Raw genomic sequence first — 18,389 nt, forward strand, 5'->3', positions numbered from 1 at the left:
GAGTGATTATGCGGCGCTTCGTTCGCGCTGCTCTGAGCGCATCGGTCTTTTCGGTGCGTAGATTCAATGACGTGGGAATGTTCGGTTCGTCCCGGTGGACGAGCGGCACTCCGAAAATCGCAAGAGGCTAAAATGGTCGTCAATACCGATCAAACGTCGTTCCTTTTCGGGAAACTGACGTGGGAATCCATCCCCATCCATGAGCCCATTCTGATCGTGACCTTCGCGGTTGTGGCGCTTGGCGGCGCAGCCGTGCTTGGCGCGCTGACCTACTTCCGGCTCTGGGGATATCTCTGGAAGGAATGGTTCACCAGTATCGATCACAAGAAGATCGGTATCATGTACATCATTCTGGCTCTCATCATGCTGCTGCGTGGGTTTGCCGACGCCATCATGATGCGCCTCCAGCAGGCCATTGCCTCGGGCGGTTCTGAAGGTTATCTGAACCCCCACCATTATGACCAGATTTTCACTGCCCACGGCGTGATCATGATCTTCTTCATGGCAATGCCGATGATCACTGGTTTGATGAACTACATCATTCCATTGCAGATCGGTGCGCGTGACGTCTCGTTCCCGTTCCTCAACAATTTCTCGTTCTGGATGACGACGGCCGGTGCCATCATCACCATGATCTCGCTGTTCATCGGTGAATACGCGCAGACGGGCTGGCTGGCTTATCCGCCGCTGTCAGGCATTCAGGGAAGCCCGAGCGTCGGCGTCGACTATTATATCTGGGGTCTACAGATCGCCGGTGTCGGAACCACGCTCTCGGGTATCAACCTGATCGTGACCATCATCAAGATGCGCGCTCCTGGCATGACATTGATGCGCCTGCCGATCTTCGTCTGGACGTCGCTGTGTTCCAACATCCTGATCGTGGCCTCGTTCCCGATCCTGACTGGTACGCTCGCACTTCTTACGCTTGACCGTTACGTTGGTACCAACTTCTTCACCAACGATCTCGGCGGCAACCCGATGATGTATGTCAACCTCATCTGGATCTGGGGTCACCCGGAAGTCTACATTCTCGTGCTGCCAGCCTTCGGCATCTTCTCCGAGATCGTATCGACCTTCTCGAACAAGCGCCTCTTCGGTTATGCTTCGATGGTCTATGCGACGGTGGTTATCACCATTCTCGCTTACGTCGTCTGGCTGCACCACTTCTTCACCATGGGTTCGGGTGCCAGCGTCAATGCCTTCTTCGGTATAACGACCATGATCATCTCGATCCCGACGGGTGCGAAGATATTCAACTGGCTGTTCACCATGTACAAGGGCCGCATCACCTTCGATGTGCCCATGTTGTGGGCCATGGGCTTCATGATCACCTTCGTCATCGGCGGCATGACGGGCGTTCTGCTCGCTGTTCCCCCGGCTGACTTCGTGCTGCACAACTCGCTGTTCCTGATCGCTCACTTCCACAACACGATTATCGGCGGCGTGGTATTCGGTGTTCTGGCTGGTATCTCTTACTGGTTCCCGAAGGCCTTTGGTTACCGTCTCGACCCATTTTGGGGTAAGATGTCCTTCTGGTTCTGGTTCGTTGGCTTCTACTTCGCCTTCATGCCGCTTTACGTGCTCGGCCTGATGGGGATTACGCGTCGTCTCAGCCAGTTCGAGGACACGTCGCTTCAGATATGGTTCATCATCGCGGCCTTCGGTGCATTCCTTATCGCCCTCGGTATTGCATCCTTCGTCATCCAGCTCATCGTCAGCTTCCTGCGACGCGAACAGCTGCGTGATGTGACCGGCGATCCCTATGGCGGTCGTACGCTGGAATGGTCCACGTCTTCGCCTCCTCCTGCCTACAACTTCGCTTTCACGCCGGTCGTGCATGAAATCGATGCCTGGGCGCATATGAAGAAGCACAATGCAGAACGTCCGGTCGATGGCTTCATCCCCATCCACATGCCGAAGAACACCGGTACGGGCGTTATCATCAGCGCAATCAGCGTCGTCCTCGGTTTCGCACTGGTGTGGCACATCTGGTGGCTGGCAATCGTCTCATTGGTTGCGATTATTGCGGTCTCCATTGCCCACACCTTCAACTACAATCGCGACTATTACATCCCGGTATCGGATGTGACGGAAGTCGAAGCAGAACGTACGAAGCTGCTGGCAACTCAGGCGTAACAGAATGTCTCAAGCACCTGCCCAGAGCGCCAATGGCGCAGAAAAGCCGGTCTTCTATCTGAAGGAAGACCACCACCCGGAAAACGGTACATCTATCGGTTTCTGGCTGTATCTGATGAGCGACTGCCTGATCTTCGCAACGCTCTTTGCAACTTACGCCGTTGTCGGCCGCAGCTATGCAGCGGGCCCGTCCGGTGCGGATCTGTTTGATCTGAAGCTGGTGGCGATCAACACCGCCTTCCTGCTGTTTTCTTCCATCACCTATGGCTTTGCCATGCTGGAAGCGCAGAAGAAGAACATCAACACGACCCTGATCTGGCTCGCCATCACCGGCCTGTTTGGTCTGGCCTTCTTGAGCTTGGAACTCTACGAGTTCTACCACCTGATTCATGAAGGTGCGACGCCACAGCGCTCGGCGTTCCTGTCGGCTTTCTTCGCGCTGGTTGGTACCCACGGCCTGCACGTCACCTTCGGTGTCATCTGGCTGGTAACGCTCATGGTACAGGTCAAGAAGTTCGGCCTGCATCCTGAAAACATGCGCCGCCTGACCTGCCTGTCCATGTTCTGGCACTTCCTCGACGTGATCTGGATCGGCGTCTTTTCCTTTGTCTATCTGGTTGGAGTTCTGTGATGAGTACAAACACACACGACCATAACCACGATCATGGCCATGCCCACGCGCATGGCGACGATCATCACCACGATAGCGGCGAAGATCACGGCTCGTTCAAGAGTTACATGATCGGCTTCATCCTCTCGGTCATCCTGACAGCAATTCCGTTCTGGCTTGTCATGGGTGATGTCATCGACAACCGCACGACCACCGTCATCGTCATCATGATCTTCGGTGTCATCCAGGTTTTCGTGCACATGATCTACTTCCTGCACATGAACACCAAGTCGCAGGGCGGCTGGACCTTCATGTCGCTGCTGTTCACGCTCGTCGTGGTCATGATCACGCTCGTCGGCTCGCTCTGGGTCATGTACAACATGAACAAGAACATGATGCCGACCATGACCATGGAGCAGATGCGCAACATGCCGTAACCGGCACCGTTGCAACGATATCGCGGCCCGCGCAATAAGCGGGCCGCTCTTCTCCGAGAGACAGAAAACCCCATGAATCGGAGAGCGGATTCATGGGGTTTTCTGTTGAGCGGGAAAGCTCCAATGATCATTCAAAATGAAACCACATCCCGCAAAGGCATCCGCCCTGCGGCCATCGTCGTCATCCTTATGACTGTTGTGTTGACCGGCTGCCTGCTGGCGCTCGGCACATGGCAGGTCAACCGTCTGGCATGGAAGCGCGAACTGATTGCCAATGTCGAAGAGCGCGCCCATGCCGCGCCCGTTGAGGCTCCTCCGGCAAGCGAGTGGCCCACGCTGACCGACCCATCGCAATACGAATATCGCCGCGTCCATCTGTCTGGCACTTTCCGCCACCAAGACGAGGTTCAGGTCTATACCGTGTCAGATCTCGGCCCCGGTTACTGGGTGCTGACGCCGGTGCAACGGGACGACGGTTCGTCCATCATCGTCAACCGTGGCTTTGTCCCGACGGACAAGCGGGAACCCTCCGCGCGCGCTGAAGGCGAGGTCGAAGGCCGCGTCGATATCGTCGGATTGATGCGTGCGCCTGAGACGGGCGGCCTTTTCCTGCGCACCAACGATCCGCAGAACAATCGCTGGTATGCCCGCAATATTGCTGAAATCACACAGGCCAAACGTATCGAGAATGCTGCGCCGTTCTACGTCGACGCGGATGCAACCCCCAATCCCGGTGGTTTTCCTGTTGGTGGCAAGACGATGCTGACCTTCCCCAACAACCATCTGTCCTATGCCATCACATGGTACATTCTGGCGGGCATGGTGGTAGCTGCTGGCTGGTATGTCACGCGCAATCTCAATGCGCCAAAGAAAGCCAGGACAGACGATCAAGACAGTGCCTGAAGAAAGCGTTTCACCTTTTTCATCCCGATGATTATATCACTCGTTTGTTATCGCGGCCGTTTGGGCTGCGCTTTTTCTGGGTGACGTATGGCACGAGCCTTTCTTCTCGTTCTCGATTCCTTTGGCGTGGGTGGCGCACCGGATGCCGAAGATTACGGCGATCTCGGTTCGAACACGCTCGGCCACATCGCCGAGTTCTGCGCCGCCGGTGCGGCAGATCGCGCAGGCCTGCGCTCAGGCCCGCTGAAATTGCCGAACATGTCGGCGCTTGGCCTTTTGAACATTGCGACACTGTCAAGCGGCGAGACACCCGCAGGCATAGAGCCGCCGGAACGCATCTATGGCATCCATGGCTGTGCCAATGAGGTTTCCAAGGGCAAGGACACACCATCAGGTCATTGGGAAATCGCTGGTACCCCTGTACGTTTCGATTGGGGTTATTTCCCAACTGAAGGCGATGCCTTTTCCCCCGAACTGGTTGAAGCCATTTGTGAGCACGGCGAGGTTCCCGGCATTCTCGGCAATTGCCACGCATCCGGGACTGATATCATCGCCCGCTTCGGGGCGGAACATATCCGAACCGGCAAGCCCATCTGTTACACGTCCTCGGATTCAGTTTTCCAGATCGCGGCACATGAGGAGCATTTCGGGCTGGAGCGGCTGATCGCCTTTTGCCAGACGGTGCGCAAGCTGGTCGATCCGCTGAATATCGGCCGTGTCATCGCCCGTCCCTTCACCGGTGAAACCGTCGCCACCTTTGAGCGAACCGGCAATCGCCGCGATTTTTCCGTTTTGCCGCCGGAGCCGACTTTGCTTGATCGTCTGGTGGAGATGGACCGCAAGGTGCTGGCCATCGGCAAGATCGGCGATATCTATGCGCATCAGGGCATTTCCCGCGTCATCAAGGCTAATGGCAATGACGCGCTGACGGATGCAACCTTGCAGGCGATGGACGAGGCTGAAAACGGCGATCTCGTCTTCACCAATTTTGTCGATTTCGACATGAACTACGGACACCGCCGCGATGTTGCGGGTTATGCCGCAGCACTTGAGGCTTTCGACGCTCGCTTGCCGGAAATTCACCGCAAGATGCAGCCGGGCGATATTGCCATTCTCACTGCCGACCACGGCTGCGACCCGACATGGCGCGGCACGGACCACACCCGCGAGCGCGTGCCGATCATGGCCTTTGGCCCCGGCATTCGCGAACGCAATATCGGCATTCGCTCTTCTTTTGCCGATATCGGCGAAAGCATAGCGTCCCATCTCGGCATCCCAACTGGCCGCCACGGCAGGAGTTTCTTGTGACGTCCCATCTCTTAAAGGCAGAAATCCATTGCCATCTGGAAGGTGCCGCCCCGCCTGCGTTGGTGGCACAACAGGCCCGGAAATACGGCATAGACAGCAGCAGCTTCCTGCGCGATGGCGCTTACATCTGGACGGATTTTGCCGAATTCATTCGCTGCTACGATGCCGTGGCCCAGGTCTTCAAGACCGAGGAGGACTACGCCCTTCTAGCCGAGACCTATCTGACCGAACTGGCCGGTGAAAACACCATCTACAGCGAACTCATCATTTCGCCCGACCATGGCGACCGTATCGGTTTGAGCGCGGATGCCTATCTCTCCGGCATTGCCGCAGGCATTGCGGCGGCCAAGGAGAAGACGGGCATCGAGGCGCGCATCATCGTCACCGGCGAGCGCCATTTCGGCCCCGAAAGCGTTATTGCTGCTGCGGAATATGCAGCACGCGTCAAACACCCGCTGATCACGGGCTTCAACATGGCAGGTGAAGAGCGCATGGGTCGTGTGGCCGATTACGCCCGCGCCTTTGACATCGCCCGTGATGCCGGGCTCGGGCTCACCATTCACGCGGGCGAAGTCTGTGGCGCGTTCAGCGTGACGGATGCGCTCGATCTCGTCAAACCGCAGCGGATTGGCCACGGCGTGCGATCCATCGAAGACGATGTAGTGGTGGCGCGGCTGGTCGAACTCGGCACGGTGCTGGAAGTCTGCCCCGGCTCCAACATTGCGCTCAACGTCTACCCGGATTTTGAAAGCCATCCGCTGAAGCGCCTCCGCGATGCGGGCGTGCGCGTCTGCATCAGTTCCGATGATCCGCCGTTCTTCCATACATCGCTGGCGCAGGAATATGAGATTGCCCGCCACGCCTTCGGGTTCAGCGATGCGGAGATCAATGCCATGACCCGCACCGCGCTAGAGGCCGCATTCGTGGATGAGGACACACGCGCCAAGCTGGTTACTAAGCTGGATGCGCAGTCTCCAACGGCATAAATCGGGCGAGAACGGAGGTGCAAAATGTGCTTCCGGTCTTGCGAAAGCCGCGCATTCGGTGAAATACAGAGACATCATAGATAAAAGAAAAGGCCAGCTTCATGGACGGCGTCACCGTTATCGCTCATCCCCTCGTGCAGCACAAACTCACCATCATGCGCAAGAAGGAAACCTCGACCGCCGGTTTCCGTCGTCTGCTGCGGGAAATCTCGACGCTGCTGTGTTACGAGGTCACGCGCGATCTGGAAATGACGATGGAAACCATCGAAACGCCGATGCAGACCATCGACGCGCCGGTTCTGGAAGGCAAGAAACTGGTTTTTGCCTCCATCCTGCGTGCTGGCAACGGCCTGCTGGAAGGCATGCTGGAACTCGTGCCCTCCGCCCGCGTCTCGCATATCGGTGTCTACCGCGATCACGACACCCTTGAGGCCGTCGAATATTTCTTCAAGGCGCCCGACAATCTCGATGCGCGCCTGATCATCGTGGTCGATCCGATGTTGGCCACCGGCAACTCCTCCATCGCTGCCGTCGACAAGTTGAAGGAACGCGGCGCGAAGAACATGCGCTTCCTCTGCCTGCTGGCCGCCCCTGAAGGCATCAAGAATTTCCGCGAAGCACACCCGGATGTGCCGATCTTCACGGCCTCGATCGACAGCCACCTGAACGAACAGGGCTATATCATGCCCGGACTTGGTGACGCGGGCGACCGTATGTACGGTACAAAATAACGCGCACAAAAAATGCGCCCTCAGCGATGAGGGCGCATGATCAGAGAGACAGCTCTCTTACTTCATCGTCGGCATGACGAATTCAGCACCGCTCTTGATGCCCGAAGGCCAGCGTGCCGTGACCGTCTTGGTCTTCGTCCAGAACTTGATCGAATCTGTGCCGTGCTGGTTGAGATCGCCGAAGCTCGATGCCTTCCAGCCGCCGAAGGAGTGGTAGGCCAAGGGAACCGGGATCGGAACGTTGATGCCGATCATGCCGATATTGATGCGGCTGGCAAAATCGCGGGCCGCATCACCATCGCGAGTGAAGATCGCAACGCCGTTGCCATATTCGTGCTTCATCGGCAGATCGAGCGCCTCTTCGTAGTTCTTGGCGCGAACGACCGAGAGAACCGGTCCAAAGATTTCCTGCTTGTAAATATCCATGTCGGTGGTCACGTTGTCGAACAGGCATCCGCCGACGAAATAACCGTCTTCATAACCCTGAAGCTTGAAATTGCGGCCGTCAACGACAAGCTTTGCACCTTGCTCAACGCCACTGTCGATCAGGCCACTCACGCGTGTCTGCGCTTCCTTGGTGATCAGTGGACCCATATCGGCCTTGTCATCGGTATAAGGGCCGATCTTCAGTGCCTCGATCTGTGGAATGAGCTTTTCGATGAGACGGTTGGCGGTCTCTTCGCCCACGGGAACGGCAACGGACACCGCCATGCAGCGTTCGCCAGCCGAACCGTAGCCGGCACCCATCAAGGCGCTGACGGCCTGATCGAGATCGGCATCCGGCATGATAATCATGTGGTTCTTGGCGCCGCCGAAGCACTGCGCACGCTTGCCGTTTGCGGCGGCTGTGCCGTAAACATAGCGTGCGATGGGCGTGGAGCCGACAAACGAGATCGCACCGATATCCGGGTTGGTCAGAATGCCGTCAACCGCACTCTTGTCGCCATTGATGACGTTGAGAATACCTGCGGGAAGACCGGCCTCGATCATCAGTTCTGCCAGACGGATCGGTAGCGATGGATCACGCTCGGATGGCTTCAGGATAAAGGCGTTGCCGCAGGCAATCGCGGGCGCGAACATCCACATCGGTATCATGCCGGGGAAGTTGAACGGCGTAATGCCAGCGCCGATGCCGACAGGCTGGCGGATGGAGTACATGTCGATGGCGGGACCGGCGCCTTCGGTATATTCACCCTTGGACAGATGCGGAATGCCGCAAACGAACTCGCAGACTTCAAGGCCGCGAATGATATCACCCTTGGAATCTTCCACCGTCTTGCCGTGTTCGCTGGAAAGTAGTGTCGCCAGCTCGTCCATGTTCTGGTTCAGCAAATCCACGAATTTGAAGAACACGCGCGCCCGGCGCTGCGGGTTGGTTGCTGCCCATTTCGGCTGCGCGGCCTTGGCGCTTTCAACGGCGGCCAGAATTTCCGCGTCGCTGGCCAGTGAAAGCGTTGCCTGCACTTCGCCCGTTGCCGGATTATAGACATTGGATGTGCGGCCGCTGGTGCCCGCCACATGCTTGCCGTTGATGAAGTGACCGATTTCTTTCATGGATGTTCCTCCGGGATTTTTTGATAGCGAACCATCGCACTTCAATTTATACAAATCAATGAGCTGATATAAGAAGCCGTTGTGCGTAAATTGAAGCCCAAAACTGGACCGCCAAACAGTGAGAAAATCGATGTATCAAGACCTTGTCGTCAGAATGGCGGACATCGAAATCGATCCGCTTCACCTAGATGCCTATCGCCATTTGCTTGCCGAGGAGATCGAGGCTTCGGTCACTATGGAAGAGGGCGTGATCTCATTGAATGCGGTGGCGATAAAGGATTGCCCGGAGAAAATTCGTATCCTTGAGATTTACGCCAACTCCGCGGCATATGAAGCCCACTTACAAACACCGCATTTTCTCAAGTACAAGGCAGCTACGGCGGCAATGGTGAGGTCGCTCACGCTGATCGACGTCGAACCCGTGATTTTGCGTAGCAAATCATGAATTGGGATGACGTCCGTATCTTCCTTGCTGTTGCGCGCACGGGCCAAATCCTTGCTGCATCAAAACGTCTCGGCTTGAACCACGCCACATTGTCGCGACGGCTGACATCCCTGGAGGAGGCGCTCAAAACCCGGCTTTTCACCCGCCGCACCAACGGCTGTGAGTTGACGGAAGATGGTGGCCGCTTTCTGATATCGGCCGAACATATGGAAGCCGAAATGCTTGCGGTTCAGGCAAGTCTCGGACGCAGCGATGCCGCGATTAGCGGAACCGTGAGGATCGGTGCCCCGGACGGTTTTGGCGTTTCGTTTCTGGCACCGCGCCTTGGCGCATTGATGTCGCTACACCCGGAACTCAAGATCGAGCTCGTTCCGGTACCACGCTCTTTTTCGCTGTCGCAGCGTGAAGCAGATATTGCCATAACGATTGAAAGACCGGAGCAGGGCAGGCTGGTTTTCTCTAAACTAACCGATTATTCGCTGGGTCTCTATGCGTCGAAATCCTACCTGACGCAGCACGGAACGCCTGGAACCGTTGAGGCGCTAAAACTTCATCGCCGTATCGGTTATGTCGAAGATCTGATCTTCTCGCCATCGCTCAACTACACCGGCGAAATCATGCGGGACTGGAATGCGAGTTTCGAAATTTCCAGTGCCATAGGCCAGACGGAGGCGGTGCGCTCCGGTGCGGGCATTGGCATTTTGCATGATTATATCGCTCGCAGCCATCCGGAACTCGTGCAGGTTTTGCCGCAGGTTTCGATCCGCCGATCCTACTGGACGGCCTTTCATGAGAATGCACGGCAACTTGCGCGCGTCAGAACCGTGGTGCAGTTTCTTCAGAATATCGTATCCAGCGAGCGACGGATGTTTCTGTAATTCATATGGCTGAAGTCTACCTGCCAGATTGCATCGTATGCGATGAGATAAGTTTCGTTGGAATAGACATCTCTCATATACATATCGAACCATCCTTGGGCTTGACTCGGAAAAGGACCTCGCGGAGTCATGGGCTTCTAGGGAGTTCAAAAACAAAATGCCCAATTTCATTCGCCAGCTTTCACCCACGGGTCTCGGGGTGGCTGTCATGCTGCTCGGCATGCTTCTCTTTGCGTTGAACGACGCCATGGGCAAATGGCTGGTCTCAACTTACAGTCTGGGGCAAGTGGTGCTGGTGCGCAGCGTTGCGGCGATCATAGTACTGACCCCGATTTTGTGGAGAGCGGGCTTGAGCAACGTCGTGCGTGTCGAGCGTCCGGGCTTGCAGGCAGCCCGCGTGTTCTTCTCCACCTCCGAACTCTTCTGTTTCTATTTTGCGGTCAAGGCGCTGCCTTTGGCGGATGTCATGACCTATTGGCTGGCGGCCCCCATCTATGTCGCGGCGCTATCGCCGTTTCTGCTGGGCGAAAAGGTTGGCTGGCGGCGCTGGACGGCGATTGCGATTGGTTTTGTCGGCGTCTTGATCGCGCTGAAACCAAGCTCAGCATCGCTGACGTCAGCGGCTCTGTTTTCCATTCTGGGCAGCGCGGCTTTTGCATTCATGATGTTGTCCGGGCGTCAGCTGCGGAATACGCCCGATACGGTTCTGGCCTTCTGGCAGATCGTTGGGGCCGCAATTGCCGGTATCGTCGCCATTGCCGTGACACCTGCGGGCTGGGTGCCGCTGCAATCCGGCTTCGACCTCTCGCTGCTGGCGCTGCTAGGCATTGTCGCTATGACGGCCCACGTGCTGGTCAACCGCGCGCTGAAGCTTGCCGATGCTGCAACGGTGGCACCCTTGCAATATACGCTGCTGCTCTGGGCGGTGGTGTTCGGATGGCTGATCTTTGGCGATGTTCCGCAGTCGAGCATTGTCGTCGGGGCCGGCCTCATCGTCCTGGCAGGCCTCTATATCTTCTTTCGGGAAAACGCGCTTAAGCGCAGACAGGCGAAATCCGCAAATCCACCGCTGGATGACCTCGTCTGATCTTTCGGATCAACGCGCCAGCCAGCCGCCATCGACCGGCAGAACGGTGCCGTGAATATAATCGGCAGCGCTGGAGGCAAGAAACACCGCCGCTCCGCCAAGCTCTTCCGGCTTGCCCCAATGGCCTGCGGGAATACGCGCAAGGATTGCCGCGTTGCGATCCGGGTCGTTGCGCAGGGCTTCCGTATTGTTGGTGTCGAAATAGCCGGGCGCGATGGCATTGACGTTGATGCCCTTGGCAGCCCATTCGCAAGCCAGAAGACGGGTAAGACCGGCAAGACCGCTCTTGGATGCGGTGTAGGAGGGAATGCGGATCCCGCCCTGAAACGACAGAAGCGAAGCGATGTTGATGATCTTGCCCGGCTTGTTTTCCGCCACGAGATGACGAGCAAATGCTTGGCTCAGAAAGAAAACCGATTTCAGGTTCACGTCCATCACCGCATCCCAATCGGCCTCGCTAAAGTCCAGCGAGTCGGCGCGTTTGATGATGCCCGCATTGTTGACGAGAATATCGGCGCGGCCGGACAGGCGCACGGTTTCACTGATGATTTCGCCAACGGGTGCAATGGATGAGAGGTCGGCTTTGATGCTGTAGCTTCGTCCGCCCATGGCCGAAATCGCGGCTTCCGTTTCCTCCATGGACGAACGCCCAACAAGTGCCACGGTTGCTCCCGCACCTGCCAGTGCTGTGGCGATGCCCTGTCCCAGGCCGGTATTGGCACCTGTGACGATGGCCGTTTTGCCGGTCAAGTCGAAGGAAATCGTCATTCCGTGTCTCCATCCATCAATAACTCGCTGTCTGTCTCCTCTATCGCAGACACATCAAGCAGGCAAGAAACAAATAGTATCTCTTTATGAAATGATATTATGACAACGTGCTGCGCAACTGCAGTTTGTAAATTGGCTCAAATAATGCGCATTTGGTCGACTCATAGGCTGAAAAAACAACTTTCACCTTGACGGCATCACGAACTTGAGAGACTAACAAAGACATTCCCATCCCCTGACATCGGGATTTGGGAACCGAACTTTGGTGCCGGGCCCCTCTGGCGAGAGTTTTACGGCGCTCTCGCGATGTCGGTACCGCCTGCTTATGACGCCGGCGGATTTAAACCCATGAAAAATCTGACCATGCATTCCATGCGTGCGCTTTGTGCCATGCCTTCTCCACGTTTTCCCGTTCGCCCAGCTAGCGCGGGAGCACTGTGATGACGACGACAACAAAATCCACACTCACTTATTTCAAATGGGCCTTCATCGTTACGATCGTCGGCCTCATCCTCGGCGGCTATCTCGGCTGGCAGATGACGGGTACCGTCAGCGGTACCGCTACGATCTTCTTCATCTGCGCGGTTCTCGCAGTTCTGGAAATCTCGCTCTCCTTCGATAACGCCATCGTCAATGCCAACAAGCTGAAAGACATGACGCCGGAATGGCAGCATCGCTTTCTGACCTGGGGCATTCTCATCGCCGTTTTCGGCATGCGTATCGTTTTCCCACTGCTCATCGTCGTCATCGCGGCCAATGTCGGCCCTTGGACTGCCATGGTCATGGCGGCAACCGAGCCAGATCGCTATGCGCAGATCATGAAGGATGCGCATCTACCGATTGCTGCCTTCGGCGGCACCTTCCTGATGATGGTGGGCCTGAGCTTTTTCTTCGACCATGAAAAAGACGTTCACTGGGTTCGCTGGTTCGAAGAGAAGATTGCGACCTATTCGTCCATCAAGGGCATCGAGATCGCTTTTGTTCTGATCGTCATGCTGGTCTTCTCGCGCATTATTGCCAGTAGCGCTGATCCGGCTCTTGGGCCGGAGGCAGCCAATGTCTTCTTCAGTTCGGCGATCTGGGGTCTTTTGACCTTCCTTCTCGTTGAAGTTCTGGGCGGTATTCTGGATCGCAGCCAGCAGGTGCTGGAAGGTGCGGCAAAGGGCGGCTTCGGCGCATTCCTTTACCTCGAAGTGCTGGATGCCAGCTTCTCTTTCGACGGCGTCATCGGTGCCTTCGCGCTGACCTCCAACCTCTTCATCATCGCCATCGGTCTTGGCATCGGTGCCATGTATGTGCGCTCGATGACGATCATGCTGGTCGAAAAGGGAACGTTGGCGGAATACCGCTATCTTGAGCATGGCGCGTTCTATGCCATCCTCATCCTGTCGGTCATCATGTACGTACAGAGCCTCGTCCATATTCCCGAAGTCATCACGGGTCTGGGCGGCGCAACGCTCATCGGCATCTCACTTTGGTCTTCGATCCGCTACAACAAGCGCGAACGTGCGCATGAAATCGAAGCCGGTCGGAACGCCGCAGTTTGATGTCCAATTGCATGTTATTTATGCATTGGGTGAGAAAATAAAGCGCCGCCAACTCGGCTTCTGGTTCGAATGAACCGGGTTTCGAGGCTTGTTTGAACTGGCATGCTTCATGCATGTTTACATTCAAGTCCAGAGGGGACGCAAAGCTCGAACGAGCCATTAACCGCCGCCACTACCTGCGCTCTTGCGTGGTCATAGTGGCGGCGGTTTTGTTTTGTTCATTGATTTGCGGGAAGATGCGGTCACAGTGAATGCGGGCAATGCCCCAAGCGAATGGAGAGGGAAATTGTCTGTCGAGCTGTCACCAACGCAAGCGCTGAGCCTCTGGCACAGGGTGGTCCTGGCGCAGGTGGAAGACGATGCGCCGGATATGACATCGCGACAAATGGCGATCCTTCTGCATATCTATCTCATGCCGCCGCCGCATACGGTCCGCGGCCTGGCCTCGGTCCTCGGCGTCACCAAACCCGTCATCACCCGGGCGTTGGACAGCATGGGCACGATTGGCCTTGTGGAGCGGGAGCGTGATCAACGTGACAGGCGGAATGTCGTGATAAAACGCACGGTCGCCGGTGCGCTTTATCTGGAAAAATTCGGCGATCTGATTATTGATCAAGCCCGAAAAGCTTGAATACCGCCTCGAACGATCCGGCGCGCAGAGCCGACACACCAGGACGCAACGATATGACATCCGCAAATACGCCCCTTGACCGCCGCCTGCACATCTTCCGTGCCGATCTGGCCGACGAGACATTAAAAGGTCAGGTCGAGGCTGCTCGCTTTGTGAACGGTACGCCCGCCCAAGTCAAAGTTCCCGTCATTGGCCTGCGCCCAAAGCCTGACTTGGCTGTCGGCATAGATACGGAGCTGCTGCTGGGCGAAACGTTGCACGTGTTTGATAGAGCGGCGGGCTGGGCTTGGGTTCAGGCGGATGCGGATGGCTACGCCGGATATCTACCGGAGACTGCGATTGGCGAGACTATCGCTGCTACGCATCGCATTATCGCAACGCGTACATTTCTTTACCCAGAGGCCGAACTTCGGAAGCCACCTGTTGTGGCACTATCGATGGGCAGCTCTGCGACCTTTGTGGGGGAAGCTGAGACACGCGGTACGCGCTATCTGATGACGGAAAAAGGCGAGGGCGTCATTGCCGCCCATTGCCTTGCCCTGAACCAGCCATCAACGACGGACTACGTTTCGGTCGCGCTGCGCTTTCTTGAGACGCCGTATCTATGGGGCGGACGGTCCGGTTTCGGCATCGATTGCTCCGGCTTGGTGCAGCTTTCCATGGCGATGACAGGAAAATCCGTTCTGCGAGACACGGACATGCAGGTCAGATCGCTCGGGACACCGATCGACCGCGACGAACTGCGCCGTGGCGATCTCGTTTTCTGGAAAGGCCATGTCGGCATCATGGAGGACGAAGCAACATTGCTTCATGCGAATGGCCACACCATGAATGTGTCTCGGGAGAATCTGGAAGAAGCGATAAAGCGGATCGGCTGGCTCTACGAAATGCCGACAGGTTTCCGCCGCCCGTGAGGTTTCACGAAAACGTTTGGATGTAGCCGGTGTTTCGATGTCAGCCGCCCCTATATAACCAGAATGGAACTCACGGTAGGGCAACGCATATGTCACGACTAGCAACAGGCATCACGACTCTGTTTTTTGCCGGTCTTTTCGTGGTCACATCTGCTCAGGCGCAGACGGTCTATGAGAAAGGCTATATGCCCGCCCCGGATGCCTATGCCAATCTTCCGGGCGTGAAAGACCCAAAGACGCTGCAACCAAAAGAGCGTTACACCTGCTATTCGACAACCGTGAACTCTGGTTATCCGGATGGGCCTTATCGCGATGTTTTCGGCAATCGCGGCTTACCGGTGCAGGGTTACCGCTGCTCGGGCTCGCCAGGTGTCTCGATCACGGGTACGCCGGTACCAACGTCCAAAGACTGGTATCCCGGCATCAATCCCCCAGCTGTCGACTTTTGATTGGTCGGGCAGAACCGTCTTTGCCCGAACCGGTCTGGACTTGCCAAGGCTTTATCAGATAAGTCTTGTGTCAGGAGCGGATCAGGCTCCGGGAGGCTTCAGGCCTTCTCAAATGCGCGGCGAAACCGGCTCTGCCGGTGCGGGGGATAGCAGCAGCAATGACGAAGACAGATATAGCGACCCGTGTGCACAACCACACCTGGAAGCTGGACCCGATCATTCGCAGCCTCATCGATACAGACTTCTACAAGCTGTTGATGTTGCAGATGATCTGGAAACTGTACCCGGATGTGAATGCGACATTCTCGCTGATCAATCGCACCAAGACCGTCAAGCTCGCCGATGAAATCGATGAGACCGAACTGCGCGAGCAACTGGATCATGCCCGCACCCTGAGGCTTTCCAAAAAGGAAAGAATCTGGCTTGCGGGTAATACGTTTTATGGGCGCTCACAGATATTCGATCCAGAGTTCCTGTCTTGGCTGGATAGCTACCAACTGCCGGAATACGAGCTGTTCAAGCGTGATGGCCAGTATGAACTGAATTTCCACGGACGCTGGATGGACACGACGCTGTGGGAAATCCCGGCCCTTGCCATCATCAATGAGCTTCGTTCGCGCAGCGCCATGCGCTCGCTTGGTTACTTCACGCTGGATGTTCTCTACGCGCGCGCAAAAGCCAAGATGTGGGAAAAAGTGGAACGCCTTCGGGAACTGCCGGGGCTGCGCATTTCCGATTTCGGCACGCGCCGCCGTCACAGCTTCCTCTGGCAGCGCTGGTGTGTCGAAGCCCTGAAGGAAGGCATTGGCCCGGCCTTCACCGGCACCAGCAATGTGTTGCTGGCCATGGATTCTGACCTTGAGGCTGTCGGCACCAATGCGCATGAGTTGCCGATGGTCGTCGCCGCTTTGGCGCAAAACGACGAGGAACTGGCCGCAGCCCCCTATCAAGTGATGAAAGACTGGAACCGGCTGTATGGCGGTAATCTCTTGATCGTGCTGCCTGACGCGTTCGGAACCGCCTCTTTCCTGCGCAACGCGCCGGAATGGGTAGCGGACTGGACTGGCTTTCGTCCCGACAGTGCGCCCCCGATCGAAGGCGGTGAAAAGATCATCGACTGGTGGCAGAGTGTTGGCCGTGACCCGAAAAAGAAGCTCTTGATCTTCTCAGATGGTCTAGATGTCGATGCCATCATCGACACCTACAAACATTTCGAAGGCCGCGTGCGGATGGGCTTTGGCTGGGGCACCAACCTGACGAACGACTTCGCAGGCTGCGCACCCAAGACAATCGAGAGCCTGAAACCGATCTCGATCGTCTGCAAAGTCATCGATGCCAACGGCCGCCCGGCCGTGAAGCTTTCCGACAATCCGCAGAAAGCGACGGGTGAGCCGGAAGAGGTTCAGCGCTATCTGAAATTCTTCGGTCAGGAAGATCGCAAGGACCAGGACGTTCGGGTATAAGGCGAGGGCGGTTTATCGCCCCCGCGACCAGCTTACTTTTTCGCGAAGTTGCGCGAGATGTAGTGGAACAGTGCCCGGATCGCCTGCGCCTCGCCACCGATGGATGAGTGCGGGCGCTCGCTCAAGGACCAGCCGTAAATATCGAAATGCGCCCACTTCTTCGTCTGCGTCACAAAACGCTTGAGGAAGAGAGCTGCCGTGATCGAGCCTGCCATGCCACCGGCAGGCGCGTTGGTGATATCGGCCGCGCGCGAGCGGATGTCCTTGTCATAGCCCATATAGAGCGGCAGACGCCACAATGGGTCGTCCACATCCATGCTGGCATCGGAAATGCTGTGCGCGAGGTCCTCGTCGTCTGTGAAGAACGGAGGAACGTCGGGTCCAAGTGCCACGCGGGCGGCACCCGTCAGCGTCGCCATATCGATCATCAGGTCGGGTGCATCTTCATCCGCATAGGCCAATGCGTCGGCCAGAACGAGGCGACCTTCGGCGTCCGTGTTGTCGATCTGGACCGTCAGGCCCTTGCGGCTCTGATAGATATCGCCCGGGCGGAAAGCGTTGGACGAGATGGAGTTTTCTACCGCGGGTATGATGACGCGCAGGTCGATGGGCAGACGTGCGTCCATGATCATGAGCGCCAGGCCGAGGACATTGGCAGCTCCGCCCATGTCTTTCTTCATCAGCGCCATAGAGGAGGAAGGCTTGATATCGAGGCCACCGGTATCGAAGCAAACACCCTTGCCGACGAGTGTCAGGCTTGGATTGCCCTTCTTGCCCCATGTCATTTCCAAAAGGCGCGGCGCGCTTTCACTGGCCCGTCCAACGGCGTGAACCAACGGGAAGTTTTCTTTCAACAGGTCTTCACCGGCAATGACGGAGACTTGCGCCTTGTAATGGGCGGCCAGACTGCGGAAAGCGATCTCCAGTTCGTCTGGGCCCATGTCATTTGCGGGAACATTGATAAGATCGCGTGCCAGATAGACACCAGCCAGAATGCGCTTGATTTCCGCATCTTCCGCGTCGCGCGGAATAAGGAGTTTCGCGCCGTTGCTTTTCACCGTGCGATATTTGTCGAAACGGTAGGCACCAAGGCCAAAACCCAGCATCAGGCGATTGACGGTCAAAGGTGCCGTTTCGATATGCCAATCGCCTTCAGGCAACTCTCTCGCCAGTTTTCCGGTAATGAAAGGCAGCTCGGAAGGGTTCGTACCAAGGCCCAGAAGCGCGCCACCGAGAGCACCCTCTGCGGAAGGGATCAAAAGAAGAGCGCCCGCATCCGCCTTGAAGCCCGCTTTGCGCGCCCAGTCCAGAGCAATCGGATCGATCGCACCCTGCTCGATATGGGCGGGGGTGACCGCAAAAACCGGCAGCGTCTTGCCTGCTTTGGAACTGAAATGCGTGGTGCGTTCGATAAATTGATAGGGAGGCATCAGGCTGCTTTCGTAAAGGTCTGGAATCGGCAAATTAACACTCTATTAGGGTTAACAGATTATTGCTGGAGCGGGGGTTGCGGCGAGGAAAATGCGTCGCGCCGCACATTTC

General features: G+C 56.7%; 18 protein-coding genes. 15 read left to right on the forward strand and 3 right to left on the reverse strand.

Features of this window, described 5'->3' with window-relative positions; translation table 11 throughout:
* Positions 1-132 precede the first annotated feature (132 nt).
* The 7 genes from cyoB to upp all read left to right on the forward strand — a co-directional run bounded on the left by cyoB (position 133) and on the right by upp (position 7,111).
* Complete coding sequence (gene cyoB, locus CPJ18_RS00905; protein WP_077102192.1) at positions 133-2,136, forward strand: cytochrome o ubiquinol oxidase subunit I; 2,004 nt, start codon at positions 133-135, stop codon at positions 2,134-2,136.
* 4 nt (positions 2,137-2,140) lie between these two features.
* Positions 2,141-2,767: a cytochrome o ubiquinol oxidase subunit III gene (cyoC, locus tag CPJ18_RS00910; protein WP_077102194.1), complete on the forward strand. Its 627-nt coding sequence runs from the start codon at positions 2,141-2,143 to the stop codon at positions 2,765-2,767.
* Complete coding sequence (gene cyoD, locus CPJ18_RS00915; RefSeq protein WP_077102196.1) at positions 2,767-3,183, forward strand: cytochrome o ubiquinol oxidase subunit IV; 417 nt, start codon at positions 2,767-2,769, stop codon at positions 3,181-3,183. Before cyoC ends, cyoD begins: the two co-directional genes overlap by 1 nt.
* Positions 3,184-3,306: 123 nt before the next feature.
* Positions 3,307-4,086 (forward strand): SURF1 family protein, encoded by a 780-nt coding sequence (locus CPJ18_RS00920; RefSeq protein ID WP_167397800.1) that lies wholly within the window; start codon positions 3,307-3,309, stop codon positions 4,084-4,086.
* Positions 4,087-4,173: 87 nt separating this feature from the next.
* Entirely contained in the window at positions 4,174-5,394 is a 1,221-nt protein-coding gene (locus CPJ18_RS00925) for a phosphopentomutase (RefSeq protein ID WP_103656645.1), read from the forward strand.
* Positions 5,391-6,380 carry an adenosine deaminase gene (locus CPJ18_RS00930; RefSeq protein ID WP_103656646.1) on the forward strand — a complete coding sequence of 330 codons (990 nt, stop codon included), beginning with the start codon at positions 5,391-5,393 and terminating at the stop codon, positions 6,378-6,380. Before CPJ18_RS00925 ends, CPJ18_RS00930 begins: the two co-directional genes overlap by 4 nt.
* A gap of 101 nt (positions 6,381-6,481) precedes the next feature.
* Positions 6,482-7,111, forward strand: coding sequence for a uracil phosphoribosyltransferase (gene upp / locus CPJ18_RS00935; protein WP_077102204.1), 630 nt, complete (start codon positions 6,482-6,484; stop codon positions 7,109-7,111).
* Between the two features lie 57 nt (positions 7,112-7,168).
* On the opposite strand, the gene CPJ18_RS00940 is transcribed toward upp, so the two are convergent.
* Positions 7,169-8,665, reverse strand: a complete 1,497-nt coding sequence (locus CPJ18_RS00940) for a CoA-acylating methylmalonate-semialdehyde dehydrogenase (protein ID WP_103656647.1) — start codon at positions 8,663-8,665, stop codon at positions 7,169-7,171.
* A 130-nt stretch (positions 8,666-8,795) separates the two neighbouring features.
* On the opposite strand from CPJ18_RS00940, the gene CPJ18_RS00945 reads away from it, so the two are divergent.
* The 3 genes from CPJ18_RS00945 to CPJ18_RS00955 all read left to right on the forward strand — a co-directional run bounded on the left by CPJ18_RS00945 (position 8,796) and on the right by CPJ18_RS00955 (position 11,075).
* Positions 8,796-9,110, forward strand: coding sequence for a putative quinol monooxygenase (locus CPJ18_RS00945; protein WP_103656648.1), 315 nt, complete (start codon positions 8,796-8,798; stop codon positions 9,108-9,110).
* The gene (locus tag CPJ18_RS00950) at positions 9,107-9,988 is read left to right on the forward strand and encodes a LysR family transcriptional regulator (RefSeq protein WP_103656649.1); all 882 of its coding nucleotides are present in this window, start codon (positions 9,107-9,109) and stop codon (positions 9,986-9,988) included. Before CPJ18_RS00945 ends, CPJ18_RS00950 begins: the two co-directional genes overlap by 4 nt.
* 157 nt (positions 9,989-10,145) lie before the next feature.
* Entirely contained in the window at positions 10,146-11,075 is a 930-nt protein-coding gene (locus CPJ18_RS00955; protein ID WP_103656650.1) for a DMT family transporter, read from the forward strand.
* Positions 11,076-11,084: 9 nt separating this feature from the next.
* Here CPJ18_RS00955 and kduD read toward each other — a convergent pair whose 3' ends face one another.
* Positions 11,085-11,843, reverse strand: a complete 759-nt coding sequence (gene kduD / locus CPJ18_RS00960; protein ID WP_103656651.1) for a 2-dehydro-3-deoxy-D-gluconate 5-dehydrogenase KduD — start codon at positions 11,841-11,843, stop codon at positions 11,085-11,087.
* Between the two features lie 440 nt (positions 11,844-12,283).
* On the opposite strand from kduD, the gene CPJ18_RS00965 reads away from it, so the two are divergent.
* The 5 genes from CPJ18_RS00965 to pncB all read left to right on the forward strand — a co-directional run bounded on the left by CPJ18_RS00965 (position 12,284) and on the right by pncB (position 16,847).
* Entirely contained in the window at positions 12,284-13,390 is a 1,107-nt protein-coding gene (locus tag CPJ18_RS00965; protein ID WP_103656652.1) for a DUF475 domain-containing protein, read from the forward strand.
* Positions 13,391-13,676: 286 nt separating this feature from the next.
* On the forward strand, positions 13,677-14,021 hold the full coding sequence (locus CPJ18_RS00970; RefSeq protein WP_103656915.1) for a MarR family transcriptional regulator: 345 nt from the start codon (positions 13,677-13,679) through the stop codon (positions 14,019-14,021).
* A gap of 53 nt (positions 14,022-14,074) precedes the next feature.
* The gene (locus CPJ18_RS00975) at positions 14,075-14,935 is read left to right on the forward strand and encodes a C40 family peptidase (RefSeq protein ID WP_103656916.1); all 861 of its coding nucleotides are present in this window, start codon (positions 14,075-14,077) and stop codon (positions 14,933-14,935) included.
* A gap of 89 nt (positions 14,936-15,024) precedes the next feature.
* Positions 15,025-15,384, forward strand: coding sequence for a hypothetical protein (locus CPJ18_RS00980; protein ID WP_077119650.1), 360 nt, complete (start codon positions 15,025-15,027; stop codon positions 15,382-15,384).
* Between the two features lie 158 nt (positions 15,385-15,542).
* Complete coding sequence (gene pncB / locus CPJ18_RS00985; protein ID WP_103656653.1) at positions 15,543-16,847, forward strand: nicotinate phosphoribosyltransferase; 1,305 nt, start codon at positions 15,543-15,545, stop codon at positions 16,845-16,847.
* Positions 16,848-16,879: 32 nt separating this feature from the next.
* Here the strand turns inward: pncB and CPJ18_RS00990 are convergent, their stop codons facing one another.
* Positions 16,880-18,277, reverse strand: a complete 1,398-nt coding sequence (locus CPJ18_RS00990) for a leucyl aminopeptidase family protein (protein ID WP_103656654.1) — start codon at positions 18,275-18,277, stop codon at positions 16,880-16,882.
* Positions 18,278-18,389: the final 112 nt, after the last annotated feature.

The sequence above is a fragment of the Agrobacterium rosae genome (genome assembly GCF_002915175.1).
Classification (GTDB): domain Bacteria; phylum Pseudomonadota; class Alphaproteobacteria; order Rhizobiales; family Rhizobiaceae; genus Agrobacterium; species Agrobacterium rosae.

What these genes read in the sequence shown, in the direction of transcription:
- cyoC (WP_077102194.1), top strand. Translation starts at nt 2,141, where the DNA reads ATGTCTCAAGCACCTGCCCAGAGCGCCAATGGCGCAGAAAAGCCGGTC.
- CPJ18_RS00920 (WP_167397800.1), top strand. Translation starts at nt 3,307, where the DNA reads ATGATCATTCAAAATGAAACCACATCCCGCAAAGGCATCCGCCCTGCG.
- CPJ18_RS00955 (WP_103656650.1), top strand. Translation starts at nt 10,146, where the DNA reads ATGCCCAATTTCATTCGCCAGCTTTCACCCACGGGTCTCGGGGTGGCT.
- upp (WP_077102204.1), top strand. Translation starts at nt 6,482, where the DNA reads ATGGACGGCGTCACCGTTATCGCTCATCCCCTCGTGCAGCACAAACTC.
- CPJ18_RS00990 (WP_103656654.1), bottom strand. Translation starts at nt 18,277, where the DNA reads ATGCCTCCCTATCAATTTATCGAACGCACCACGCATTTCAGTTCCAAA.
- CPJ18_RS00950 (WP_103656649.1), top strand. Translation starts at nt 9,107, where the DNA reads ATGAATTGGGATGACGTCCGTATCTTCCTTGCTGTTGCGCGCACGGGC.
- CPJ18_RS00980 (WP_077119650.1), top strand. Translation starts at nt 15,025, where the DNA reads ATGTCACGACTAGCAACAGGCATCACGACTCTGTTTTTTGCCGGTCTT.
- CPJ18_RS00940 (WP_103656647.1), bottom strand. Translation starts at nt 8,665, where the DNA reads ATGAAAGAAATCGGTCACTTCATCAACGGCAAGCATGTGGCGGGCACC.
- CPJ18_RS00975 (WP_103656916.1), top strand. Translation starts at nt 14,075, where the DNA reads ATGACATCCGCAAATACGCCCCTTGACCGCCGCCTGCACATCTTCCGT.
- CPJ18_RS00945 (WP_103656648.1), top strand. Translation starts at nt 8,796, where the DNA reads ATGTATCAAGACCTTGTCGTCAGAATGGCGGACATCGAAATCGATCCG.
- kduD (WP_103656651.1), bottom strand. Translation starts at nt 11,843, where the DNA reads ATGACGATTTCCTTCGACTTGACCGGCAAAACGGCCATCGTCACAGGT.
- pncB (WP_103656653.1), top strand. Translation starts at nt 15,543, where the DNA reads ATGACGAAGACAGATATAGCGACCCGTGTGCACAACCACACCTGGAAG.
- CPJ18_RS00965 (WP_103656652.1), top strand. Translation starts at nt 12,284, where the DNA reads ATGACGACGACAACAAAATCCACACTCACTTATTTCAAATGGGCCTTC.
- cyoB (WP_077102192.1), top strand. Translation starts at nt 133, where the DNA reads ATGGTCGTCAATACCGATCAAACGTCGTTCCTTTTCGGGAAACTGACG.
- CPJ18_RS00925 (WP_103656645.1), top strand. Translation starts at nt 4,174, where the DNA reads ATGGCACGAGCCTTTCTTCTCGTTCTCGATTCCTTTGGCGTGGGTGGC.
- cyoD (WP_077102196.1), top strand. Translation starts at nt 2,767, where the DNA reads ATGAGTACAAACACACACGACCATAACCACGATCATGGCCATGCCCAC.